Raw genomic sequence first — 23,538 nt, 5'->3', positions numbered from 1 at the left:
CAGCGAGGCCGGCCGATGCCTCCTGCCCGAAAACCAAAACCGCAGCCAGCCCCGAAAAACCATCAGGACCAACTGCGGATCGGTGGATCAAGGCTTAGGCTTCGCGTCCGGATCAGGCTCAGCGCACATCCTCGTCCACCCAGTCGAACGTCCGGGTCACCGCCTTCTTCCATAACCGCAGCTGCCGGTCCCGTTCCGAGGACGCCAGCTGCGGTTCCCAACGACGGTCCTGGGTCCAGTTCGACCGAAGTTCCGAAAGGTCCTGCCAGAATCCGGTGGCTAGCCCCGCTGCATAGGCCGCTCCCAATGCCGTGGTTTCGGCGACCTTGGGCCGAATGACCGGGACGCCGAGAATGTCTGCTTGGAACTGCATCAACGCATCGTTGGCAACCATCCCGCCGTCGACCTTCAATTCCGCAAGCGGAACGGCCGAATCCGCGTTGACCGCTTCCAGCACCTCACGGGTCTGGAACGCGGTGGCCTCCAGAGCAGCCCGGGCGATGTGCGCCTTGGTGACGAAACGCGTCAGCCCTACCAGGGCTCCGCGCGCATCGGCACGCCAGTAAGGAGCAAAGAGGCCGGAAAATGCGGGCACAAAGTACGCGCCGCCGCTGTCGGGTACCGAGGAGGCCAGCTCTTCGACTTCCGCGGCCGAGCCGATGATGCCCAGATTGTCCCGCAACCACTGAACCAGTGACCCGGCAACAGCTATCGAGCCTTCAAGCGCGTAACACGGCGCGTCGTCGCCAATCTTGTAGGCCACGGTGGTCAGCAGGCCGTTCGCGGATTCGACGATCTCTTTTCCTGTATTGACGATGACAAAACATCCGGTGCCGTAAGTGTTCTTGGCATCCCCGGCGTCGAAAGCTGCCTGCCCGAAAGTCGCTGCCTGCTGGTCGCCGAGAATCCCGGCAACGGGAACATGCCGCAGCAGCTGGGATCCATGGACCGTCCCGTACACCTCCGCCGAAGACTTGATTTCCGGAAGCATGGAAGCCGGCACATCGAAAACCTCAAGGATGGACCGGTCCCAGGCAAGCGTCTTCAAGTCCATGAACAGCGTCCGGGACGCGTTCGTGACGTCCGTGACGTGGACTCCGCCGTCCGTTCCTCCTGTCAGGTTCCACAGCACCCAGCTGTCCGTGGTGCCGAAAAGGAGCTCGCCGGCGCCGGCCTTGGCCCGGGCACCCTCCACATTGTCCAGAATCCATTTCAGCTTGGTACCTGCGAAGTATGGCGAAAGCGGCAGCCCGGTAGTTGCTTTGAACCGATCGGTGCCGCCGTCAACAGCCAGGGCATCGCAGATAGGCTGGGTGCGCACATCCTGCCACACGATGGCGTTGTAAACCGGTTTGCCGGTGTTCCGGTCCCACACCACGGTGGTTTCGCGCTGGTTGGTGATGCCCACGGCGGCAATATTGTGGCGGGTCAGATTGGCACGGGCCAGCGCGTTGCCGATGACTTCGCGGGTGTTGTCCCAGATTTCCACGGCATCATGTTCGACCCAGCCTGGCTGCGGAAAAATCTGCCGGTGTTCCTTCTGGCCGGTCGAAACGATCTGGCCGGCATGGTCAAAAATGATGGCCCGCGAGGACGTGGTCCCCTGGTCGATCGCCAGAATGTAGTCGGACAAAGCGGACCTCTTCCCTAGGACAGGACGCCGGCGCCGGAAGGGCAGCACCGATTGGGCTCGAACCTAGCGCCGCTGCGGGTGGAGGTCAATTCCTGCCAGGTGGCGATGCGTCTCTTTTACGGCCGCGGCTGGCCGCCGATGCCGGCATTGCTCGGTAGAGTCTTGTATATGGGAACGGCAGATAAAACGGCGCTGAACAACGGCGTCCTGATGGACCAGCTGGGCTTCGGCCTGTACAAAGTTCCGCCGCAGGACGCCGCCGGGCTTTGCTACCAGGCATTGGAATCCGGCTACCGGCATTTCGACACTGCCGCGCTGTACGCCAATGAGGCCGGAGTGGGGGAGGCGGTCCGCCGGTTCATCGCCGAGGAACCGGAATTCAGCCGCGACGACATTTTCGTCACCAGCAAGATATGGAACGACAGCCACGGCTACGACGCGGCGCTGCGTGCCTTTGACGCCTCGCTGGACATGCTTGGGTTCGACTACCTCGACCTGTATCTGATCCATTGGCCCCAGCCGGAACGGGCACTGTACGTGGACACCTACCGCGCCCTGGAACGGCTTTACCATGAGGGACGCGTCCGGGCTATAGGCGTTTCCAACTTCCAGCCGGCCCATCTTGAGGAACTGTTGAAAAAGTGCGACGTCGTGCCGGCGGTCAACCAGATCGAGCTGCATCCGTGGCTCCAGCAGGAGCAGTTGCGGGAGCTGCACGCCACCCACGGAATCCGCACGGTTGCCTGGAGTCCGCTGGGGCGGGGCAAAGTGCTGTCAGACCCGGTGGTCGCGGAACTGGCGCAGGAGCTGGGCAGGACTCCGGCCCAGGTAGTTCTGCGCTGGCACCTGCAGCTCGGCAACGTGGCCATCCCGAAGGCGAGCTCGATGCAGCGGATCCAGGAGAACTTCAAGGTGTGGGACTTCGCCCTCGATCCTGAAGCCATGCGGCGGCTCGGCGGGCTCGAGCGGAACGGCCGGATCGGTTCCCACCCGGACGAGGTGAACTAGAGCGTGCCTGCCACCAAAGACCGCGCCGTCCGCCATGCCCTCAGTCTCCACTCTGGGGAAGTAGCCTACTGGGAGTACCCGGCCCAGGCCCCGAACGGTAAATCCGACATTTTGGTGGTTCACGGCTTCCGCGGCGATCACCATGGCCTGGAACTGGTCGCCCAATCGCTCCCCGGGCACCGGATCATCTCCCCCGATCTGCCCGGCTTCGGCGCCTCCGCACCGTTCTCGGGACGCCGGCACAGCGTGGAAAGCTACACGGACTTTGTGGCGGACTTCGCAGCTGCTCTGGAACTCGGGCCGGACACCGTCATCATCGGCCATTCGTTCGGCTCGATTATCGTCAGCCATTACCTGGCGGCACGCCCGGGTTCGTTCCGGGCAGCCGTGCTGATAAATCCGATCAGCGAACCAGCCCTCAAGGGTCCGAAGGCGGTGGCATCACGGCTCGCCGAGTTCTACTATTACCTCGCGGCAAAGCTGCCCGAAAAGCCGGGAATGCGCCTGCTTCAGCACCCGCTGATTGTTCGGGCCATGAGCATCATGATGGCCAAGACCAGGGATCGGCAGCTGCGCCGGTACATTCACGGACAGCACGACGCCTACTTCAGCGCCTTTGCCAACCGGGATGTGGTCCTCGAGGCGTTCCGGGCGTCCATTTCCCACGACGTCCTCGAGGTCGCTCCGCAACTGGAGCTCCCGGTGCTCCTGATCGCGGGCCGGAAGGACGATCTGGGCTCGGTGGACAGCCAGCAGCAGCTGGCGGCGCAGCTGCCGGACAGCCACTTGGAAATGATCGACGGCGTGGGCCACCTCATCCACTACGAGGCGCCGGATATCGCGGCGGCCATGATCAGCGAGTTCCTCGAGGGGCTGGAGCGGTGAAGCTTGTCATCGACGCCCGTTATACGCGCACCGACCAGCTGGACGGCATCAGCCGCTACGGCTCCAATCTGATCGCGGCTGCCTCGAAACTGGCCGAGGTGCTTATGCTCATCAACGACGAACGGCAGCTGCAGTTCCTGCCCGCCGATGTCCCGTGGGCCAAGATCAACAGTCCCCTCTCCCCTGCCGAGCTCCTCGTGGCGCGCCGAATCAATAAGTTGGGCGCCGACGTCGTTTTTTGCCCTATGCAGACCATGGGCAGCTTCGGCAGGCGCTACGGCCTGATTCTGACCATCCACGATCTGATCTATTACCGCCACCCCAAGCCGCCGGGATTCTTGCCGCTGCCGGTCCGGCTGCTGTGGCGGGCGTACCACAAGGCCTACTGGCCGCAGCGCCTGTTGCTCAACCGGGCCGACATCGTTGCGACCATCAGCCGGACCACCCGCTCGCTGCTGCAGCAGACCCGGCTCACCCGGCGCGAGGTCCGGATCGTTTCCAACGCCGCCCAGCCGCTGGGACCACCGCGGGATCCGTCGGCGGCCGTGGGCAAGGACCTGCTCTATATGGGCTCCTACATGCCCTACAAGAATGTGGAGACGCTCATCGATGCGATGGCGCTGCTGCCCGGCTACCGGCTGCATCTGCTCAGCCCCATCCAAGTGCCACGGCGGGAAGAACTCACGGACCGCGCGGCGGATGCAGCACAGCTGGAGTTCCACAACGGAATTTCCGACGGCGACTACCTGCGCCTCCTGCACGAAGCCTCGGCGCTGGTCACGCTGTCCAGAGACGAAGGCTACGGGTTGCCGCTCATCGAGGCCATGGCCGCCGGAACGCCCGTGATTGCCAGCGACATTCCCATCTTCCGGGAGGTCGCCGAAAATGTGGCGCTCCATGTGGATCCGGACGACCCGGAGGCCTTTGCAGCCGCCGTCCGGAAGCTGGAGGATCCCGAACGGCGGCATCGCGCGTCGGCCGAGGGCGTGCTACGCGCGGCGGAATATGACTGGGACAGCTCGGCCGCGCAGCTGATTGCGGCGGCCGAAGAGGTCCTGTCCCGGCGCCGGGCCCGCTAGAGCAGATCCAGGCCGTCGCAGCGGACCTGGACTGGTTCCGCCAACCGCTTGGCGGAGACCGCCGCCTTTCTGGCCCGCAGGGCTCCGGTCACGGTATTCCCCTGCTGATAGCTGAAGAACAACAGCAGGCGGTGGTGTCCGGCCGGGGCCGCGTAATTCTCCAGCTCCGTGGGACCTACCGTACGAACGTCGCCGGGGAGTTCCAATCCGGACATAAACGTTTCAATTCCGGTGGCCGGACCGGTAATGGCGGCGATCCTGAGCGCGGGAGGCAGCTGCAGTTCGCGCCGCAACGCGAGCTCCCGTGATGCGGCCCCGGCTGGATCCCAACGCACCAGCTGCCCGACAACCGTGTCGTGGTCGGCGGTGATCACTACTGTCCCGCCCTCGGCTGCCGGACGGACCAGCGATGCGGCCGTGAACCAGCGGCGCAGGGCATCTTCGGGAGCACGCAGGGACTCCCGGCTCAGCAGCGAGTTTCCGTCCAGCAGCAGGGCGGCGGCATATCCGCCGGCCACCGCCGGCTCCGCCCCGGGCGTCGCCACCACCACCGCTTTGCCGGCCTTGACGGTGGCCTTCACATGATCACCCGCCGAAGAGATGACTGTGGCCCCGGGAAAGGCCCGGCCAAGCTCCTCTGCTGTTCGGGACGCTCCGATGACCAGTGCCCGCAGCCTGCCGGAACCGCAGGTGCCGCAGCGCCAGTCCGCGGCGAGCCGGCCGCACCACCGGCAGGTCAGTGCGGTTCCGTGACCGGCTTGTCCGAGCGGTCCCTGGCATTCGGTGCAGCGGGCCGGTGTACGGCAGTCCTGGCACGCCATGGCCGGTGAGAAGCCTGTCCGCGCGACCTGTACCAGGACAGGACCGTGTTCGAGCCCTTCCCTGGCTGCCCGCCACGCCGCCTGTGGAAGCCTGGCGTGGCGCAGCAGAGGATCGCGTTCCTGCTGGAACGTGTCGGCAGTATTGACGACCCGGGGCGTGAGTGCACGCAGCGCCGGCCGGTCAGCCTGCAGCGGCTGGGCCCAGCCGGTCTCAACAAGCCGTTGGCTCTCGGTGCTACGGGCAATCCCGGCCAGCAGGGCCGCGCAGCCGGTTTGCTCCGCGCGCAGCAGAAGGACCTCGCGCGTGTGCTGGTAGGGGGCGCGCTGTTCGACATACAGATCATCGCCGTCGTCCCAGATCGCAACCAGGCCCAGCTCACGGACCGGTGCGTAGGCCGCGGACCGGGTTCCGATCGCCACCTTGGCGGTGCCGTGCAGCAGTTTCAGGTAGTTCCGGTAGCGCGGGGTCGGACCGTCATCGGCGCTCAGCCGCACGAACGCCTCGGCACCGATCGTCGCCTCGAGCGCCTCGCCCAGCAAGTCAAGATCCTTGGCATCAGGGACAACTACCAGGGCACCGCGTCCGCTGGTCAGCGTGGCCGCCACCGCCGCAGCCAGCTGGCGCGTCCAGGATGCCGGCCCGTAGGACTTGTGGCTCGAAAGCACCGCGCGGGGCGACTCCCCGGCGGCCAGATGGGCCAGAAACGCCGCAGCGCTGCGGTAGCCGGCAAAGCATGCCGCCGGGTCCGCAGCATCCGCTGGCGCGTTGTCCGCGCCGGCTTCCGGGCCCGGCTCGTCCGTCCCCCCGGGCTCTTCCCCTGTCGGTGCTCCGGGCGTGAGGCGGCCCGCTGCCGCGAACTCCTTGTCGACCTTGGCCACCCGCGGCGGAATGGCAGCGCGGATGACGTCGCTCAGTGTACCGGCGTACCGCCTGGCCAGCGCGCCCGCCAGCTCAAGCAGCTCCGGTGTCAGGACCGGCTGGGCGGACACTACCTTCGCCAGCGGGCTGAGCCGGACGCCCTCGGCTGCTTCGGCCTTGCGCCCGATGATGTAGCCGCTGATCTCCTGCCCGCCGAAACGGGCTTTGATGCGTGCTCCGGGGACCGCCTCCGCGGCGGTCTCCTGCGGAACCAAATAGTCAAAAACGCGGTCCAGATGGGGCACCGCGGATTCGATCAAGACCTCGGCCACCGGGTTTTCGCCGGCCGGCACGGTGGCGCCGCGCGGTTTGGCAGGCGAGGCGAATCCGTGCAGCAGCGACAGCTGGACGGCCTCGTCCCGGGGGGCTGATCCGGCTGTCACGCTGGTCTCAGGCGTTGAAGTAGCTGCGCAGTGCCTCGGCCCTGTCCGTGCGTTCCCAGGTGAAGTCCTCCTGCTCGCGGCCGAAATGCCCGTGCGCCGCGGTCTGCAGGTAGATGGGACGCTTGAGCTGCAGGTCGTTGATGATGCCCAGCGGCCGCAAGTCGAAGATTTCCTGCACTGCGTCTGCAATGCGCAGCGGATCGACTGTTTCGGTGCCGAACGTCTCCACATAAATCCCGACCGGCCGGGCCATTCCAATGGCGTAGGCAATCTGGATTTCGGCCCGTCGGGCCAAGCCGGCAGCCACTACGTTCTTGGCCACCCACCGCATGGCGTACGCTGCCGAGCGGTCGACCTTGGACGGATCCTTGCCGCTGAACGCGCCGCCGCCGTGGCGGGCCATGCCACCGTAAGTATCCACAATGATCTTGCGTCCGGTCAGTCCGGCGTCACCCACGGGGCCGCCGATGACAAACTCCCCGCCGGGGTTCAGGATATGCCGGACGTCGGAAACATCCAGGTTCGAGTTGGCCAGCACCGGCTCAATCACGTACTTGGACAGATCCTTCCGCAGGTGGTCCAGATCCACCCCGGCTTCGTGCTGGCTCGAAATGACCACGGTGTCAACGGAAACCGGCTTATCGCCGTCGTATCCTACGGTGACCTGGGTTTTGCCGTCAGGCCTCAGGTACGGCAGCGTGGCGTCCTTGCGGACTTCCGTCAGCTTTTCGGAGAGCCGGTGCGCCAGCCAGATCGGTGCCGGCATGAACACCTCGGTCTCGTCGCTGGCATAGCCGAACATGATGCCCTGGTCCCCGGCGCCCTGGGCGTCATAGTCGTCCTGCTGCGTGCCCTCGCGGCCCTCCAGCGAATTGAACACGCCGGACGCGATGTCCGTCGACTGCTGCCCGATGGACACGGAGACGCCGCAGCGCGCGCCGTCGAAACCCTTGTCGGAAGAGTTGTAGCCAATGTTCAGGATGGTCTCGCGGACAATCTGCGGGATCTCAACGTAGCCCTGGGTCGTCACTTCGCCGGCAACATGGACCAACCCCGTTGTGGCGAGTGTCTCCACGGCGACACGCGAGTCCGGGTCTTCGCGGAGCAGCGCATCAAGAATGGCGTCCGAGATCTGGTCGCAGATCTTGTCCGGGTGCCCTTCAGTGACGGACTCGGAGGTAAAAAGCCGCAGGGGCGAAGCAGAAGAAGTCACAGACATACCTTACTTGGTCTTAAGCCGCAGCTGCCGCGCCTGTCAACAGGCGGCGGGGGCGGAATGGTCAGGAGACGAGCTCCGCGGCCACCCGTTCGATGATGGCCCGGGCGACGGTGTCCTTGCTGCCGGCCGCCACCTGCGGGTCAGCGCCGGAATTGTCCAGAATGCTGATGGCGGTCTGGTCCTGGCCGAACACCAGATCACGGCCCACCTGGTTCAGCACGAGCAGGTCGCAGCCCTTGCGTGCCAGCTTTTGGCGCGCGTAGCCCAACACGTCGCTGCTGCTGTCCCCGGTTTCAGCGGCAAATCCGACGATCAGCTCCGGACCCGTTCCGCTGTCGTGCCGGACCTGCACAATTTCCTGCAGGATGTCCGGGTTGCGCACCAGGGTGATGACCGGATCCGCGGCGTCGTCGCGCTTCTTGATCTTGGTTTCAGCTGCCTCCGCCGGACGGAAGTCAGCCACGGCAGCGGCCATAATAACGACGTCGGCACGCGCCGACGCTTCAAGCGTCGCCGTCCGCAGCTGCAGGGCAGTTTCCACCCGCGTAGTCTTGACGCCCTCCGGCGGAGCAACATCCATATGGGCAGCGACAAGTTCGACCTCGGCGCCGGCGGCCGCCGCGGCCCGTGCCAGCGCGACGCCTTGCTTCCCCGACGAGCGGTTCCCCAGGAAGCGCACCGGATCCAGCGGTTCGCGGGTTCCGCCTGCGGTAATGACCATACGCTTGCCCAGCAGCATGGTGGTGCCTGCGGCCACCCGGCTTTCAGCGAGCTGCCCAAGGGCGAATTCGAAGATTTCCTCCGGCTCCGGCAACCGGCCGGGCCCGGTGTCTTTGCCGGTCAGCCTGCCGACGGCCGGCTCCATGACGAGGGCTCCGCGGCCGCGCAGGGTAGCAATATTGGTTTGCGTTGCCGGATGCTGCCACATTTCAGTGTGCATGGCCGGCACAAAAACCACCGGTCCCCTGGCCATCAGGAGCGTATTGGTCAGGAGATCATCGGCCAGGCCTGCGGCGGCACGGGCAAGTACATCCGCGGTGGCCGGGGCCACCACCACCAGGTCGGCGTCCTGGCCCAGCCGCACATGGTTCACGGTATCCACCGCATCAAAAACGGTAGTAGACACCGGCTGGCCGGAGAGTGCTTCCCAGGTAGCGCGACCGACGAACTTCTCGGCAGCCTCGGTCGGAACCACGGTGACCTGGTGGCCGGCTTCCTTAAACAGCCGGAGCAGGGATGCGGACTTGTAGGCGGCGATACCGCCGCCTACGCCTAGAATGATCCGCATTCCTGCTCCGTTACCGTGTTGAGTTGTTGCCTGTTACTACTCTGCAGCCGGTTCGGCCGGCTTCGAAACCAGCAGGCCCTCGTTGATCTCGCGCAGGGCGATGGAAAGCGGCTTCTCGTTCAGCTTGGTGTCCACCAGCGGCCCAACGTACTCGAACAGGCCCTCATGCAGCTGCGAGTAGTAAGCGTTGATCTGGCGGGCGCGCTTGGCACCGTAGATCACCAGGGCATACTTCGAGTCCGTCGTCTCCAGCAGGGAGTCGATCGGCGGATTAATGATGCCTTCGAGGTTAGTCGACACTTATTCTCCAAAAAATTCTGTAGGTATCTGCTTCACTGGCGGTCGCGGGTTAACGCGGGTTCGGCACAAGCCCCATCAGCGAAACAAGCTCTTCTGCCGCCCGCCGGACATCGTCATTTACGACGGTGTGGTTAAATTCGGATTCGGCAGCAAGTTCCAGTTTAGCGGTTTCCAGCCGTTGCTGCTGTTCCTCGGGCGTTTCTGTGCCGCGGCCCACCAGGCGGCGGACCATTTCGTCCCAGCTGGGCGGCGCCAAGAAGACGAAATTGGCCTCCGGCATGCTGTCCTTCACCTGGCGGGCGCCCTGCAAATCAATCTCCAGGAGCACCGATTTCCCTTCGGCCATCGCCTGCTCCACGGTGCTACGGATGGTGCCGTAGCGGTTGCGCCCGTGCACCACGGCCCATTCGAGCATGTCGCCGTCGGCTACCATCCGGTCAAACTCCTCGGCGGCAACGAAATAATAGTGGACCCCGTCCACCTCGCCGGGGCGCGGTGCCCGCGTGGTCGCGGATACCGATAGCCAGACCTGCGGGTAATGGTCGCGGATGAAAGTGGAGACGGTTCCCTTGCCGACAGCGGTGGGGCCGGCCAGGACAGTGAGGCGGGGTTTATCAGACATGCTTTCCATCTGTTGCAGGATCTATTGTGATTCCAGAAGCTCGATCAGGGCCTTGCGCTGGTGCACGCCCAGACCCCGGACCCGCCGTGTGGGGGCGATTCCAATGCTTTCCATTATGGCTGCTGCCCGGACCTTGCCGATGCCAGGCAGCGCCTCAAGCAGTTCAACGACCCGAAGCCTGCCGATCGATTCAACGTTCTTCGCCGTATCAATGACCTCTGCCACGCTGACGCGGCCGTCTTTGAGTCTGGCTTTGATCTCGGCCCGCTCGGCTCTGGCCGCGGTGGCTTTGTTTCGGGCTGCAGTGCGTTCAGTGTCCGACAGCGGTTTCAGGCTCACAGGCTTCTCCACATCGTATCGCTGGCCGCAGCCGCGGCTAGGAAGTAATCAGCTTGCACTGAACCTATCCGCTAGCGCCCGGGAAAATCAATCCTCCCAGGAGCCCGATCCCTGTAGAGCTCAGTCCGCCAGCATCGCCAGCGTGCTGTCGACCGCCGAACGCAGGCTTTGCGGGTCTGGTCCGGCCTTGAGGATATCCCGGCTAGAGGTCGCCAGCACGTTGCCGTAGGCCCGGCCGAAGGTGCGGCGCAGGTCCGCGCCGGTGGCGCCCTGCGCGCCGAGGCCGGGCGCCAGGACCGGACCGTTGAGCGCGGTCAGGTCCAGGCCCAGCTGCGCGGGCGCGTCGGCAACCGTGGCACCCACGACGAGGCCGACGGATCCCAGCGTCCCGTCGCGGCCCGCGGCCGCATTGTCAGCCGACGCGGCCCGCACAATCCGGCGGGCAACGGAATCCGCGCCGCCGGCATGCTGGACGCTGGCACCTTCGGGATTCGACGTCAGGGCCAGCACGAACACACCCCGCCCCGTTCCGGCTGCCAGATCAAGTGCCGGCCGCAACGACTCGTAGCCCAGGTACGGGCTCAGCGTCACGGCGTCCGCCGCCAGCGGCGAACCGTCCGCAAGCCAGGCGTGGGCGTACGCGGCCATGGTGGAACCGATATCGCCGCGTTTGGCATCGGCAATAGTCAGCACCTTCGCCGCCGCAGCGGCGGCGAGGAGCTTCTCCAGGGCCGCGAGGCCGCGCGAGCCATGGCGCTCGAAGAGCGCCACCTGCGGCTTGAGCGCGGCAACGCCCTCCCCCACCGCCTCCAGAACCGTGAGGGAAAAGCGTTCCAGTCCATCGGCGTCGTCGTTCAAACCCCAGGATTCCAGCAAGGCCGGATGCGGATCGATGCCCACGCACAGCTGTCCGTGTTTCTGCATGGCGGCCCGCAGCCGCGCCCCGAAGGACGCGGCAGGCCCGGAAGCAGTGAGATCAGGCATCGACGGCGGCCTTCAGCTTCAGGGCGTGCTCCTGCAGGCTGGTGACGTCCCACTCGTACTGGCGCATGGCTTCAATGGCCTGGATCGCCGCACCGAATTCAGACACGGTGGTGATGACCGGCGTGCCTACGGAGGTTGCGGCGGCACGGATCTCGTAGCCGTCACCGCGTGCCTGTCCACCCGAGGGGGTGTTCAGGATCAGGCCGATGGCACCTTCGGTAATCAAATCCACCACGGTGCCTTCGCCGTTGGGGCCTCGGCCTTCGGCAACCTTGCGCACGGTGGTGGACTGGATGCCGTTGCGCCGCAGCACTTCGGCGGTGCCGCCCGTGGAGAGGATTTCGAAGCCCAGATCAACCAGCAGCTTCACGGGCATGATGATGGACCGCTTGTCCCGGTTGGCCACGGAAACGAATACCTTGCCTGACGTGGGCAGGGCACTGTTGGCGGCGGCCTGGGACTTGGCGAAGGCCGTGTCGAAGTACTTGTCGATACCCATCACTTCGCCGGTGGAACGCATCTCCGGGCCGAGCAGCGAGTCCACAACGGTGCCCTCGGGAGTACGGAACCGGTTGAAGGGCAGCACGGCTTCCTTCACAGCCACCGGCGCATCCATCGGCAGGGTGGAACCGTCCCCGGTCTCCGGCAGCATCTTGTGGGCCGTGCGCAGCTGGTGGATGGTCACGCCGGTGCCGATCAGCGCGGCGGCCTTGGCCAGCTGGACACCGGTGGCCTTGGACACGAACGGCACCGTGCGGGAAGCGCGCGGATTGGCCTCGATGACGTACAGCACGTCCGAGGCGAGGGCGAACTGGATATTGATCAGCCCGCGCACGCCGACACCCTGGGCGATCGCGAAGGTAGCCTCGCGGACCCGTTCGATGACGGAGGTGCCGAGCGTGATCGGCGGCAGCACGCAGGCCGAGTCGCCGGAGTGGATACCCGCTTCCTCGATGTGCTCCATGATTCCGCCCAGGTACATGTCCTTGCCGTCGTAGAGCGCGTCGACGTCGATCTCGATGGCGTCTTCAAGGAAACGGTCCACCAGGACCGGGTGGTCCGGGGTGATTTCCGTGGCGTTGGCGATGTAGCGCGAGAGGTTGGGCTCGTCGTAGACAATCTCCATGCCACGGCCGCCCAGTACGTAGGACGGGCGGACCAGCACCGGATAGCCGATTTCGTCGGCGATCTTCTTGGCTTCCTCGAACGAGACAGCGGTCCCGTTCTTCGGGGCTACCAGGCCGGCCGTGTCGAGTACCCGCTGGAAGGCACCGCGGTGCTCGGCCAGGTCGATCGCTTCGGGCGAGGTGCCCAGGATGGGGATGCCCGCGTCGGCCAGTGCCTGGGCCAGCTTGAGCGGGGTCTGGCCGCCGAGCTGGACGAAGACACCCATCACGCCGCCGGTACGCTCTTCGGCTGCAATGACCTCCAACACGTCTTCGAGCGTCAGCGGCTCGAAGTAGAGACGGTTGGAGATGTCATAGTCCGTGGAGACGGTTTCCGGGTTGCAGTTGATCATGACCGTCTCGTAGCCGGCCTCACGCAGCGCCATGGTCGCATGCACGCAGCTGTAGTCGAACTCGATGCCCTGGCCGATCCGGTTCGGGCCCGAGCCGAGGATGATCACGGACGGCTTGGCGTGCAGCTCGACCTCGTCCTCCTCGTCGTAGGAGGAGTAGTGGTACGGCGTGTAGGCCGCAAATTCCGCCGCGCAGGTGTCCACGGTCTTGAACACCGGGCGGATGCCCAGTGCGTGCCGGACGCCGCGGACTACGGCCTCCGGCATGTTGGTCAGCTTGCCGATCTGCTCGTCGGAGAAGCCGTGCCGCTTGGCGAGGCGCAGGATCTCCTCGGTCAGGGTGGGCGCATTGCGGATCTCGGCAGCGATCTCGTTGATCAGCTGCAGCTGGTCCAGGAACCACGGGTCGATGCCGGTGGCTTCGTACAGCTGTTCCACGGTGGCACCGCCCAGCAGGGCGCGCTGGACCTGCGACAGCCGCTCGGTGGTGCCGGTTTTGGCCTTTTCCACCAGTTCCGGAACCTCGAAGTCATTGACCGGCTCGAAGGTCAGCTGCGAGTCCTTCTGCTCCAGTGAGCGCAAGGCCTTCTGCAGTGCCTCGGTGAAGTTCCGGCCCAGGGCCATGGCCTCGCCGACGGACTTCATGGTGGTGGTCAGCGTCGGATCCGCCGCCGGGAACTTCTCGAAGGCAAAGCGCGGGACCTTGACGACAACGTAGTCCAGCGTCGGCTCGAATGAAGCCGGCGTCTTCTGGGTGATGTCGTTCGGAATTTCGTCCAGCGTGTAGCCCAGGGAGAGCTTGGTGGCGATCTTGGCAATGGCGAAGCCGGTTGCCTTCGAGGCCAGGGCAGAGGAGCGCGAAACGCGCGGGTTCATCTCAATAACGATGACGCGGCCGGTATCCGGCTCGATCGCGAACTGGATGTTGCAGCCGCCGGTATCGACGCCGACCTCGCGGATCACGGCAATGGAGATGTCGCGCAGCCGCTGGTATTCACGGTCCGTCAGGGTCAGGGCGGGGGCAACGGTAATGGAGTCCCCGGTGTGCACGCCGACCGGATCGAAGTTCTCGATGGAGCAGACAACCACGACGTTGTCGTTCTTGTCCCGCATCATCTCGAGCTCGTATTCCTTCCAGCCGAGGATGCTCTCTTCGAGCAGGACCTCGCTGGTGGGGCTGTACTGGATGCCGGCGCCGGCAATGCGGCGCAGGTCCTCCGCGTTGTAGGCCATTCCGGAACCGAGACCGCCCATGGTGAAGGACGGACGGACCACCATCGGGTAGCCCAGTTCCTCGGCGGCCTTGAAGGCCTCGTCCATGGAGTGCACGATGATGGATTTGGCGGACTCGGCGCCGCAGCGTTCGACAACGCCCTTGAACTTCTCGCGGTCCTCGCCGAGTTCAATGGCTTCGATGTTGGCGCCGATGAGTTCCACGTTGTACTTCTCCAGTACGCCGTTTTTGTCCAGGGCGATGGCGGTGTTCAGCGCGGTCTGGCCGCCCAGGGTCGGCAGTACGGCATCCGGGCGCTCCTTGGCGATGATCTTCTCGACAATCTCGGGAGTGATCGGCTCAACGTAGGTAGCGTCGGCGAACTCCGGGTCGGTCATGATCGTGGCCGGGTTGGAATTTACCAGGATGACCCGCAGGCCTTCCTCTTTGAGCACCCGCAGGGCCTGCGTGCCGGAGTAGTCGAATTCGGCGGCCTGTCCGATGACGATGGGGCCGGAGCCGATGACCAGGACGCTTTTGAGGTCTGTTCTCTTGGGCATTAGTTTTCTTCCTTGGCGTCGCTGGCGACGGCGACAGTCGTATCGGTGTCTGCAATGGGTGCTTTGGAGACGTCGGCAGCATCCGTGGTGCCGGGATTCTGCTTTTCGGCCGCCATCAGGTCAATGAAGCGGTCGAAGAGGTAGGCCGAGTCGTGCGGGCCGGCTGCGGCTTCGGGGTGGTACTGGACCGAGAAGGCAGGGATGTCCAGGCAGGCCAGGCCCTCGACGACGTCGTCGTTGAGGCTGACGTGGCTGACCTCGACCCGGCCGAAGCGCTCTTCCGGTGCGCGGGTGACCCCGTCGATGGGAGCGTCGACGGCGAAGCCGTGGTTCTGGGAGGTGATCTCCACTTTTCCGGTGCGGCGGTCCATCACCGGCTGGTTGATGCCGCGGTGGCCGTAGCGCAGTTTGTAGGTGCCGAAGCCCAGGGCCCGGCCCAGGATCTGGTTGCCGAAGCAGATGCCGAAGAACGGCATCCGGGCGTCCAGGACATCGCGCAGCATGCCCACCTGGGTGTCAGCGGTGGCAGGATCGCCGGGGCCGTTGGACATGAACACGCCGTCGGGATTCACAGCCTGGATGTCCGCCAAGGTTGCGGTGGCCGGGAGCACATGGACCCGGACGCCGCGTTCGGCGAAACGCTGCGGAGTCATGGACTTGATGCCCAGGTCCAGGGCGGCGATGCTGAAGCGCGGTTCACCCTCCCAGCCATGATCTGCCGGCTCGACTACGTAGGCAGCATCAATGCTGACCTCCTCGGCCAGCCGGGCGCCCTCCATGGAAGCCTGCCCGTTGACCTCGGCCAGCAGTTCCGGCACAGGCCGGGCGGCTTCCTGGCCGGAGAAGATTCCGGCCTTCATGGCGCCGCGTTCACGCAGGTGCCGTGTGATGGCCCGGGTGTCCACGCCCTGGATGCCGATGATGCCCTGTTCGATCAGTTCCTCGTCCAGGCTGCGCTCGGAGCGCCAGTTGGACGGTCGGCGCGCGGCGTCGCGGACAACGTAGCCGGCAACCCAGATCTTGCGGGACTCCGCGTCCTCGTCGTTGACGCCGGTATTGCCGATGTGCGGAGCGGTCTGCACCACCAGCTGGCGGGCGTAGGACGGGTCCGTGATGGTTTCCTGGTAACCGGTCATGCCGGTGGCGAAAACGGCCTCGCCCAGCGCCGTGCCCTGGGCACCGTAGCTGCGTCCGCGGAATGTGCGGCCGTCTTCAAGAATCAGCAGCGCTGCATTCGAGGAAGTTGTTTGATGATCTGTCACTGTAGTTCCTAGTCTTCGTCAGGTGCAGCAGTAGGTAGGTAAGAGTTCAGGTGGGCCAGGAGCGGCTTTTTCTCCTCGGCGTGGCGGTTGCGGAACGCGGTGTCCACGTCCCTCCCGCCCAGGTTCCAGGTGATCACGGCCAGTCCGTCTTTCTCCACGAACTTCCCGATCATCCCGCTTTCGGACCGTACGGCCCTGATGCTTCGGGCCGGGATGTAGACATCCGTGGCACCGCGTCGTTCGAACAGCAGCCCGTGGTCGTAGAGGCGCAGCAGGGCGCCGGAGCGGATGCCCAGACCATGGACGGCGAGGCGGTCAAGCCAGTCCCCCGCCGTCGTCGTCACGACATACTGCCCGTCATACGCCGCTGAAGGATTATCGACGTCGTCCGGAATCTCCGGCAGCGGGGCGATGTCCTGCTGCCGCTTGAGCCTGCTGCGCCAGCCGACAAAAACCAGCGCCAGCAGGACGATGATCAGGCTCAGTGTGAGGAGCCCGGGGCCGAGGTATTCCACTGAAAGCTACTCCCCCTCTGCGGTCCGCGGGGTGTTGAGGCTCCCGTCCAGAACGGTGGGGTGGCCTTGGTAGAAGGTCGCCACCACGCGGCCCGGTAGCTCCCGGCCGGCGAACGGCGAGTTGCGTCCCATGGTCGCCATCTTGTTCGGCTCCACCGTCCAGCGCGCCGCCGGGTCGATCAGCGTGATGTTGGCGGCGGAGCCGGCTTCCAGCGGCTGGCCCTGGTCCTGCAGCCGACCGATCTGTGCCGGCATCAGGGAGGTAATCCGCGCGAAATCGTCCCAACCGATCAGACCCGACTCGATCATGGTGTGCTGGACCACGGAGAGCGCGGTCTCCAGACCGGTCATGCCCATCGCGGCCTGCGCCCACTCGCATTCCTTGGCCTCGCTGGGATGCGGCGCGTGGTCGGTGCCGATGATGTCGATGGTGCCGTCGGCCAGTCCGGCGCGCAAGGCCTGCACGTCTTCATCGGTGCGCAGCGGCGGGTTCACCTTGTAGACCGGGTCGTAGCTGCGGACCAGTTCGTCCGTGAGCCAGAGGTGGTGCGGGGTCACCTCGGCCGTGACTTTGATGCCGCGCTGCTTCGCCCAGCGGATGATCTCCACGGAACCGGCGGTGGAGACGTGGCAGACGTGCAGCCGGGAGTCAACGTGCTGGGCCAGGAGCACGTCGCGGGCAATGATGCTTTCCTCGGCAACGGCGGGCCAGCCGGTCATGCCGAGCACGGCAGAGACGTCGCCCTCGTTCATCTGGGCCCCGTCCGTCAGCCGGGGTTCCTGGGCATGCTGGGCGATAACGCCGTCGAACCCCTTGACGTATTCCAGCGCCCGGCGCATCAGTACCGGATCGTGCACGCAGATGCCGTCGTCGGAGAATACCCGGACGCGGGCGCGTGAATCGGCCATCGCCCCGAGTTCGGCGAGCCGTTCACCGGCCAGTCCGATGGTCACGGCACCGACCGGGCGGACATCTGTCCAGCCGGCCTTGCGGCCCAGGGTGTAGACCTGCTCGACGACGCCGGCCGTATCCGCCACGGGCGAGCTGTTCGCCATGGCGTGGACAGCGGTGAATCCTCCGAGGGCGGCGGCCCGGCTGCCTGTCTCTACGGTCTCGGCATCTTCACGTCCGGGTTCGCGCAGGTGGGTATGCAGGTCCACCATGCCCGGCACGGCCACGAGGCCCTCGGCGTCGATCACGGTGGCACCGGCGGCGCTGAGCCCGGTGCCCGTTTCGGTGATGACCCCGTTGCGGATCAGCAGGTCGGCCGCTGCGCCGCTGCCGATTGCGGCCCCCTTGACCAGATAGGCCGTAGCTTCGTTGGGTGTGCTCATCGCTGGGCCTCCTGGATAGTTGCGGGTGCGGCGTGGGTTTCGCCGGAGAGGAGCAGATAGAGGGCGGCCATGCGTACGGAGACGCCATTGCGCACCTGCTGCAGGACAGTGGAGCGGGGCGAGTCCGCTGCGGCTGCGGATATTTCCAGGCCACGGTTCATCGGGCCCGGATGCATGATGATCGTGTCCGTCAGTCCGTGCGAATCCAGCGCCTTGAGGCGGCGGTCATCGAAGCCCCAGCGCCGTGAGTATTCCCGGGTGGACGGGAAGAACGCGGCGTTCATCCGTTCGCCCTGAAGGCGCAGCATCATGACGGCATCCGGGCCGGCGGCCAGGGTTTCGTCCAGATCGTAGCTGACGGTGCAGGGCCACTTCGCGACGCCTACCGGAAGCAATGTGGGCGGAGCGACCATCGTGACATCGGCGCCAAGCGTGCGCAGCAGCCACAGGTTGGACCGCGCCACCCGGGAATGAAGCACATCCCCAACGATGGCCACCTTCATGCCGGACAAATCAGTGCCGGGGGAAGCCGTGCCGTTGATGCGCGCCCAGTTGCGGCGCATAGTGAATGCGTCCAGCAGCGCCTGGGTGGGATGTTCGTGCGTGCCGTCGCCGGCGTTGACTACGGCAGCGTCGATCCAGCCGGAGGCCGCCAGCCTTGCCGGCGCGCCGGAGGCCCAGTGCCGGATAACGACGGCGTCGGCCCCCATCGCTTCGAGCGTTTGCGCGGTGTCCTTGAGCGACTCGCCCTTGGACACGGAGGATCCCTTGGCGGCGAAGTTGATGACATCTGCGGACAGCCGTTTTGCTGCGGCCTCAAAGGAGATCCGCGTACGGGTCGAGTCCTCGAAGAAGAGGTTGACCACGGTGCGGCCGCGCAGGACGGGAAGCTTCTTGACCTCGCGGTCGGACACGGCAGCCATTTCTTCGGCGGTATCCAGGATCCGTACGGCGTCGTCCTTGCCGAGGTCTTCGGTGGAGAGCAGGTGCCTCATGCGGTGCGGTCCTCGATGACGACTTCGTTGACAGGCCGGCCGTCCACGGAATCCGTCTCGGCCAGGCGCACCCGCACCTTTTCGGCCGAAGACGTCGGCAGGTTTTTGCCCACGTGGTCCGCGCGGATGGGCAGTTCGCGGTGCCCGCGGTCTACCAGTACGGCGAGGCGGACAATGCGCGGGCGGCCCAGATCAACGAGGGCGTCGAGGGCGGCGCGGATGGTCCGGCCCGAATAGAGCACGTCGTCGACGAGCACCACGACTTTGTCGTCGATACCGGTAGCGGGAAGCTGGGTGGGCAGCGGAGCCCTGGTCGGCTGGCGCTTGAGATCGTCACGGAACATGGTGACGTCCAGCTGGCCGGTAATGTTTTCGGCCTTCACACCGGGATCGGTGGCCGCAATCTTGGCGGCGAGGCGGCGGGCCAGCGGATAGCCGCGGCGCGGAATGCCCAGCAGAACAAGATCCTTGGATCCCTTGTTCGCCTCGAGAATCTCATGGGCTATACGAGTGAGGGCGCGGTCGATGTCCGCTTCGGCAAGAACTACACGGGCTGGTTGCGGCGATGGCGCCGCGGCTGACGTGCTCATATTATTGCCTCCTCCTTCCCCGCCTCACAGGACGGATTTAAAGGCTGGTTGCGTAGTCAAAACTACCACAGGGCCAAGGGCGGACAGCCCAAAAACGCCCGAAGGTGGCCCCCATCACGGGGACCACCTTCGAAGCTGGATCAGGACTGCCGGCAGCTGCCGGCAATCACGCCAGCAGGGTCGGCTTCAGTTGCTGCAACCGGCCGAGCAGACCGTTGACGAACGACGGCGATTCATCCGTTGAGAGCGTCTTGGCCAGTTCGACTGCTTCGCTGACCGCCACCCCATCCGGAATATCGTCGTTGTACAGCAGTTCCCAGGCGCCCACCCGCAGGATAATGCGGTCCACGCTGGGCATCCGTTCCAGCGCCCAGCCTTGGGAGTAGGTGGTCAGGAACTCGTCGATCTGTGCCTGCATGGCTACGACGCCCTCCACGATGTCCACCGTGTAAGGGTTGATAACCTGATCCGTTTTTTCGCGGCGGTCCCGAAGCGCGTCGAACGCCGAAACGGAACGCTGCTCCGCTTCAAACAGAACATCGACGGCGCGGCGGCGGGCTTTGCCGCGTGCGGAAGTGGGTGCACTCACTAGTCGTTAACACGTCCCAGGTAATCGCCGCTGCGGGTATCAACCTTGACCCGGGTACCGGTTTCCAGGAACAGCGGAACCTGGATCTGGTAACCGGTTTCAACTGTTGCCGGCTTGGTGCCGCCGGTGGAGCGGTCGCCCTGCAGTCCCGGCTCGGTGTAGGTGATTTCCATGGTCACGGAGGCCGGCAATTCGATGTACAGCGGCGTACCGTCGTGCATCGCAATGTTGACCTTGATGTTTTCCAGCAGGAAGTTCTCGTCATCGCCAACTACGGGGCCCGGCACGGTGACCTGGTCATAGTCCTGCACGTCCATGAAGACGAAGTCGTCGCCGTCCTTGTACAGGTAGGTGTAGTCGCGGCGGTCCACCGTGGCGGTTTCGATCTTCAGGCCTGCGTTGAAGGTCTTGTCCTGGATCTTGCCGCTGACAACATTCTTGATCTTGGTGCGAACGAAGGCGCCGCCCTTGCCCGGCTTGACGTGCTGGAACTCGATGACGTTCCACAGCTGACCGTCCAGCTTCAGCACGGTGCCGTTCTTAATGTCGTTGGTTGTCGCCACAGTTTCTCTTTCGTCGATTCAACTTGTGTGTGGAAAGTTCATCGGTAATTCTACCTGCTGAGCGCAGACCAACTATTCGGCGATCTCCTGATAGGCGGCGAAGAGCAGCGAAGTATCGGGAACATCGAGGATTGCCGGCTTTTCCAAAGCGTCCAGGACAACGAATCGCAGCAGGTCTCCGCGGGCCTTCTTGTCCCGTTTCATTCCGTCCAGCAGCGCCGCCCAACGGTCACGGCGGTACGTGACCGGCAGCTCCAGGGACTGCAGGATCCGCTTGTGCCGGTCCGCTGTTTCATCGTCCAGGCGCCCGACCATCCGCGAGAGCTCGGCGGCGAATGTCAGGCCTACCGAAACCGCCGCCCCGTGACGCCAGCTGTAGCGCTCTGCGAGTTCGATGGCGTGGGCCAGGGTGTGGCCGTAATTGAGGAACTCCCGGCGGCCTGTTTCCTTCAGGTCGCTGGAGACAATTTCCGCCTTGACGGCGATAGATCGCTCCACCAGCTCCCGCACCACAGCCGATTCCGGGTCTGCGACAGCCGCCGGTGCCGCCTCGATGAGGTCAAGAATGGCGGCGTCCGCAATAAAACCACACTTGACCACTTCCGCCATGCCGGTGAGCAGCTCGTTCTTCGGCAGGGTAGCCAAGGCGTCCAGATCAGCAAGCACCGCCGCCGGCGGGTGGAAGGCGCCGACGAGGTTTTTGCCTTCGGACGTGTTGATCCCGGTCTTCCCGCCGACCGCTGCGTCGACCATGCCAAGCAGGCTCGTGGGGATGTGGACCACCCTGACGCCCCGCAGCCAGGTAGCGGCGACAAAGCCGCCGACGTCGGTGACCGCTCCTCCGCCGACCGTGACGATGGCGTCGGACCGGGTGAAATCGTTCTGCCCCAGCACCTGCCAGCAGAAAGATGCCACCTGGATGTGCTTGCCCTCTTCGGCATCGGGAATTTCAGCGGTCAGCGCGGTGAATCCGGCCGCATCGAGATCCTGGCGCACGGCGTCGCCGGTGGCGCGAAGCGCACGCGGATGGATGACCAGCACCCTGCGCACACGCTCACCCAGAATGCCGGGCAGCCGATCGAGCAGGCCATTGCCGACAACGACATCGTAGTTTTCGTTCGGGGAGCTGCCGGTGACCTTAATAACCTTTGGCTCGCTGATCGGGTTCGTCAACTGTTTTGCCTTTCGTTGAGCAGCGTGGAAAGTTCTTCGACCAGCTCTGCTTGTGATTTGTTCCGCGTGGTCAGGACCAGGTCCGCCAGCTTCAGATACGTTGGACGGCGGCGTTCGGCCATCTCGACCCAACGGGCCGCGGCATCCCCCGCCAGCAGCGGGCGGCCGGTGTCGCGCCGAATCCGTGGAAGCACAGTGTCCAGGTCGGCATCCAGAAACACCACACGGCAGTTGGCCAGTAGCTGCTGGGTGCCGGTGTCGAGTATCGCTCCCCCGCCCAGCGAAATCACGCAGGGATCGCCCGGAGCCGTGAGTAGCGTGGCAACTTCACGCGCCTCGATCTCGCGGAAGCCGCGTTCGCCTTGGGCACTGAAGATCGAGGGAATGCTGCCGTGTTTGGCCACGATTTTCTTGTCGCTGTCGACAAACTGAAGACCATGACGGGCTGCAAACAACTGGCCCACCGTGGATTTGCCTGATGCCATCGGGCCGATCAGCACCAGATGGCGGTCTAACGCCATAGCCATGGACTCGGGCACTAGCTGCCGATCGAATCCAGCGATTCCGGAATAGCCTCAATGAAGCTGCGCATGTTGCGTGCCGTCTCGGCTACCGAATCGCCGCCGAACTTCTCCGTAACCGCCTGCGCGAGCACCAGTGCCACCATGGCCTCGGCGACGACGCCGGCCGCCGGAACGGCGCACACGTCGGACCGCTGGTGATGGGCCTTGGCGTCTTCTCCGGTGCTGATATCGATGGTCTTCAGGGCGCGGGGAACTGTGGCGATGGGCTTCATGGCCGCGCGCACGCGCAGCGTATCGCCGATGCTCATGCCGCCCTCGATTCCACCGGCGCGGTTGGTCGAACGCACGATGGTGCCGCTGGAGTCACGGACAATCTCGTCATGGGCAGCCGAACCCCGGCGGCCGGCGGTCTGGAAGCCATCTCCGACTTCAACGCCCTTGATCGCCTGGATGCCCATCAGCGCCGCGGCGAGCCGGGCGTCGAGCCGGCGGTCCCAATGCACATAGCTGCCCAGTCCCGGCGGCAGGCCGTAGGCCAGGACCTCGACAACCCCACCCAGGGTCTCGCCCTCTTTGTGGGCGGCGTCGACCTCCTGGACCATGGCCAGCGAGGTCTCGGCGTCGAAGCAGCGCAACGGATCTTCGTCCAGCGCAATGACGTCGGAGGGAAGCGGCACCGGACTTTCGTCAGGAACGGCAACCCGTGCAATCGAAACAGTGTGGCTGACCAGCTCGATGCCCAAGGCCTTCAGGAAATTGGCAGCTACGGTGCCAAGGGCCACTCGGGCAGCGGTCTCGCGGGCGCTGGCGCGTTCCAGTACCGGACGGGCTTCATCGAACCCGTATTTCTGCATTCCGGTGAAATCGGCGTGGCCGGGACGTGGGCGCGTCAGCGGTGCGTTGCGGGCCAGTTCGGCCAGTTCGTCCGGGTCAACCGGATCCGCAGACATGATCTTTTCCCACTTGGGCCACTCGGTGTTGCCCACCTGGATGGCCACCGGCCCGCCCTGGGTACGCCCGTGCCGGACGCCACCGGTGATGGTGACGGCGTCTTGCTCAAACTTCATGCGTGCGCCGCGGCCGTAGCCAAGCCGGCGTCGAGCCAGGGCAGCCTGGATGTCGGAGCTGTTGAGCTCCACTCCGGCAGGGACGCCTTCAATAATTCCAACCAGGGCCGGACCATGGGATTCACCGGCAGTTAACCAACGCAGCATGGAAAC

General features: G+C 65.1%; 22 protein-coding genes. 3 read left to right on the top strand and 19 right to left on the bottom strand.

Annotated features, from left to right (window positions below):
• Nucleotides 1-118: 118 nt before the first annotated feature.
• The gene (glpK, locus tag B0G38_RS05800) at nucleotides 119-1,633 is read right to left on the bottom strand and encodes a glycerol kinase GlpK (RefSeq protein ID WP_264668548.1); all 1,515 of its coding nucleotides are present in this window, start codon (nucleotides 1,631-1,633) and stop codon (nucleotides 119-121) included.
• 168 nt (nucleotides 1,634-1,801) lie between these two features.
• Here glpK and B0G38_RS05795 point away from each other — a divergent pair, with 168 nt between their 5' ends.
• Genes B0G38_RS05795 through B0G38_RS05785 form a run of 3 tightly spaced genes read left to right on the top strand, consistent with a single transcriptional unit; the run spans nucleotide 1,802 to nucleotide 4,605 of the window.
• Nucleotides 1,802-2,641: an aldo/keto reductase gene (locus B0G38_RS05795; protein WP_264668547.1), complete on the top strand. Its 840-nt coding sequence runs from the start codon at nucleotides 1,802-1,804 to the stop codon at nucleotides 2,639-2,641.
• A gap of 3 nt (nucleotides 2,642-2,644) precedes the next feature.
• Nucleotides 2,645-3,526 carry an alpha/beta fold hydrolase gene (locus B0G38_RS05790; protein WP_264668546.1) on the top strand — a complete coding sequence of 294 codons (882 nt, stop codon included), beginning with the start codon at nucleotides 2,645-2,647 and terminating at the stop codon, nucleotides 3,524-3,526.
• Nucleotides 3,523-4,605 carry a glycosyltransferase family 4 protein gene (locus tag B0G38_RS05785; RefSeq protein ID WP_264668545.1) on the top strand — a complete coding sequence of 361 codons (1,083 nt, stop codon included), beginning with the start codon at nucleotides 3,523-3,525 and terminating at the stop codon, nucleotides 4,603-4,605. Before B0G38_RS05790 ends, B0G38_RS05785 begins: the two co-directional genes overlap by 4 nt.
• Here B0G38_RS05785 and B0G38_RS05780 read toward each other — a convergent pair.
• The 18 genes from B0G38_RS05780 to aroC all read right to left on the bottom strand — a co-directional run bounded on the left by B0G38_RS05780 (nucleotide 4,602) and on the right by aroC (nucleotide 23,532).
• On the bottom strand, nucleotides 4,602-6,728 hold the full coding sequence (locus tag B0G38_RS05780; RefSeq protein ID WP_264668544.1) for a primosomal protein N': 2,127 nt from the start codon (nucleotides 6,726-6,728) through the stop codon (nucleotides 4,602-4,604). The two genes, B0G38_RS05785 and B0G38_RS05780, sit on opposite strands and share 4 nt — an antisense overlap.
• A gap of 7 nt (nucleotides 6,729-6,735) precedes the next feature.
• Entirely contained in the window at nucleotides 6,736-7,941 is a 1,206-nt protein-coding gene (gene metK / locus B0G38_RS05775; protein WP_346769021.1) for a methionine adenosyltransferase, read from the bottom strand.
• Between the two features lie 67 nt (nucleotides 7,942-8,008).
• Nucleotides 8,009-9,235, bottom strand: a complete 1,227-nt coding sequence (coaBC, locus tag B0G38_RS05770; RefSeq protein ID WP_264668543.1) for a bifunctional phosphopantothenoylcysteine decarboxylase/phosphopantothenate--cysteine ligase CoaBC — start codon at nucleotides 9,233-9,235, stop codon at nucleotides 8,009-8,011.
• Nucleotides 9,236-9,271: 36 nt separating this feature from the next.
• A complete protein-coding gene (rpoZ, locus tag B0G38_RS05765; RefSeq protein WP_169997529.1) occupies nucleotides 9,272-9,535 on the bottom strand; it encodes a DNA-directed RNA polymerase subunit omega in 264 nt (87 codons plus the stop codon).
• 49 nt (nucleotides 9,536-9,584) lie between these two features.
• Nucleotides 9,585-10,157, bottom strand: coding sequence for a guanylate kinase (gene gmk, locus B0G38_RS05760; RefSeq protein ID WP_264668542.1), 573 nt, complete (start codon nucleotides 10,155-10,157; stop codon nucleotides 9,585-9,587).
• Between the two features lie 21 nt (nucleotides 10,158-10,178).
• On the bottom strand, nucleotides 10,179-10,496 hold the full coding sequence (gene mihF / locus B0G38_RS05755) for an integration host factor, actinobacterial type (protein WP_074702268.1): 318 nt from the start codon (nucleotides 10,494-10,496) through the stop codon (nucleotides 10,179-10,181).
• Between the two features lie 120 nt (nucleotides 10,497-10,616).
• A complete protein-coding gene (pyrF, locus tag B0G38_RS05750) occupies nucleotides 10,617-11,480 on the bottom strand; it encodes an orotidine-5'-phosphate decarboxylase (RefSeq protein WP_264668541.1) in 864 nt (287 codons plus the stop codon).
• On the bottom strand, nucleotides 11,473-14,772 hold the full coding sequence (gene carB, locus B0G38_RS05745; protein ID WP_264668540.1) for a carbamoyl-phosphate synthase large subunit: 3,300 nt from the start codon (nucleotides 14,770-14,772) through the stop codon (nucleotides 11,473-11,475). Before carB ends, pyrF begins: the two co-directional genes overlap by 8 nt.
• A complete protein-coding gene (gene carA, locus B0G38_RS05740; RefSeq protein ID WP_264668539.1) occupies nucleotides 14,772-16,034 on the bottom strand; it encodes a glutamine-hydrolyzing carbamoyl-phosphate synthase small subunit in 1,263 nt (420 codons plus the stop codon). The genes carB and carA overlap by 1 nt, the downstream gene beginning before the upstream one ends.
• 8 nt (nucleotides 16,035-16,042) lie before the next feature.
• Nucleotides 16,043-16,549, bottom strand: coding sequence for a PH-like domain-containing protein (locus B0G38_RS05735; protein ID WP_264668538.1), 507 nt, complete (start codon nucleotides 16,547-16,549; stop codon nucleotides 16,043-16,045).
• Nucleotides 16,550-16,555: 6 nt separating this feature from the next.
• On the bottom strand, nucleotides 16,556-17,884 hold the full coding sequence (locus tag B0G38_RS05730; RefSeq protein ID WP_264668537.1) for a dihydroorotase: 1,329 nt from the start codon (nucleotides 17,882-17,884) through the stop codon (nucleotides 16,556-16,558).
• Nucleotides 17,881-18,879 (bottom strand): aspartate carbamoyltransferase catalytic subunit, encoded by a 999-nt coding sequence (locus B0G38_RS05725; protein WP_264668536.1) that lies wholly within the window; start codon nucleotides 18,877-18,879, stop codon nucleotides 17,881-17,883. Before B0G38_RS05725 ends, B0G38_RS05730 begins: the two co-directional genes overlap by 4 nt.
• Nucleotides 18,876-19,469, bottom strand: a complete 594-nt coding sequence (gene pyrR, locus B0G38_RS05720; protein WP_169997545.1) for a bifunctional pyr operon transcriptional regulator/uracil phosphoribosyltransferase PyrR — start codon at nucleotides 19,467-19,469, stop codon at nucleotides 18,876-18,878. The genes B0G38_RS05725 and pyrR overlap by 4 nt, the downstream gene beginning before the upstream one ends.
• Before the next feature lie 166 nt (nucleotides 19,470-19,635).
• Nucleotides 19,636-20,058: a transcription antitermination factor NusB gene (gene nusB / locus B0G38_RS05715; RefSeq protein WP_264668535.1), complete on the bottom strand. Its 423-nt coding sequence runs from the start codon at nucleotides 20,056-20,058 to the stop codon at nucleotides 19,636-19,638.
• Entirely contained in the window at nucleotides 20,058-20,621 is a 564-nt protein-coding gene (gene efp / locus B0G38_RS05710) for an elongation factor P (protein WP_074702254.1), read from the bottom strand. The genes nusB and efp overlap by 1 nt, the downstream gene beginning before the upstream one ends.
• 72 nt (nucleotides 20,622-20,693) lie before the next feature.
• Complete coding sequence (gene aroB, locus B0G38_RS05705; RefSeq protein ID WP_169997549.1) at nucleotides 20,694-21,782, bottom strand: 3-dehydroquinate synthase; 1,089 nt, start codon at nucleotides 21,780-21,782, stop codon at nucleotides 20,694-20,696.
• Between the two features lie 8 nt (nucleotides 21,783-21,790).
• Nucleotides 21,791-22,294 (bottom strand): shikimate kinase, encoded by a 504-nt coding sequence (locus tag B0G38_RS05700; RefSeq protein WP_264668534.1) that lies wholly within the window; start codon nucleotides 22,292-22,294, stop codon nucleotides 21,791-21,793.
• Between the two features lie 38 nt (nucleotides 22,295-22,332).
• Complete coding sequence (gene aroC / locus B0G38_RS05695; protein ID WP_264668533.1) at nucleotides 22,333-23,532, bottom strand: chorismate synthase; 1,200 nt, start codon at nucleotides 23,530-23,532, stop codon at nucleotides 22,333-22,335.
• Nucleotides 23,533-23,538: the final 6 nt, after the last annotated feature.

The organism is Crystallibacter permensis (assembly GCF_025960875.1).
Taxonomy (GTDB): domain Bacteria; phylum Actinomycetota; class Actinomycetes; order Actinomycetales; family Micrococcaceae; genus Crystallibacter; species Crystallibacter permensis.
This window is presented reverse-complemented; position numbering and strand designations above follow the sequence as displayed.

Bases quoted from the DNA above. Each gene is read 5' to 3' on its own strand.
- B0G38_RS05795 (WP_264668547.1), top strand. From the start codon at position 1,802: ATGGGAACGGCAGATAAAACGGCGCTGAACAACGGCGTCCTGATGGAC.
- coaBC (WP_264668543.1), bottom strand. From the start codon at position 9,235: ATGCGGATCATTCTAGGCGTAGGCGGCGGTATCGCCGCCTACAAGTCC.
- gmk (WP_264668542.1), bottom strand. From the start codon at position 10,157: ATGTCTGATAAACCCCGCCTCACTGTCCTGGCCGGCCCCACCGCTGTC.
- pyrF (WP_264668541.1), bottom strand. From the start codon at position 11,480: ATGCCTGATCTCACTGCTTCCGGGCCTGCCGCGTCCTTCGGGGCGCGG.
- carB (WP_264668540.1), bottom strand. From the start codon at position 14,772: ATGCCCAAGAGAACAGACCTCAAAAGCGTCCTGGTCATCGGCTCCGGC.
- B0G38_RS05730 (WP_264668537.1), bottom strand. From the start codon at position 17,884: ATGAGCACACCCAACGAAGCTACGGCCTATCTGGTCAAGGGGGCCGCA.
- B0G38_RS05725 (WP_264668536.1), bottom strand. From the start codon at position 18,879: ATGAGGCACCTGCTCTCCACCGAAGACCTCGGCAAGGACGACGCCGTA.
- pyrR (WP_169997545.1), bottom strand. From the start codon at position 19,469: ATGAGCACGTCAGCCGCGGCGCCATCGCCGCAACCAGCCCGTGTAGTT.
- aroC (WP_264668533.1), bottom strand. From the start codon at position 23,532: ATGCTGCGTTGGTTAACTGCCGGTGAATCCCATGGTCCGGCCCTGGTT.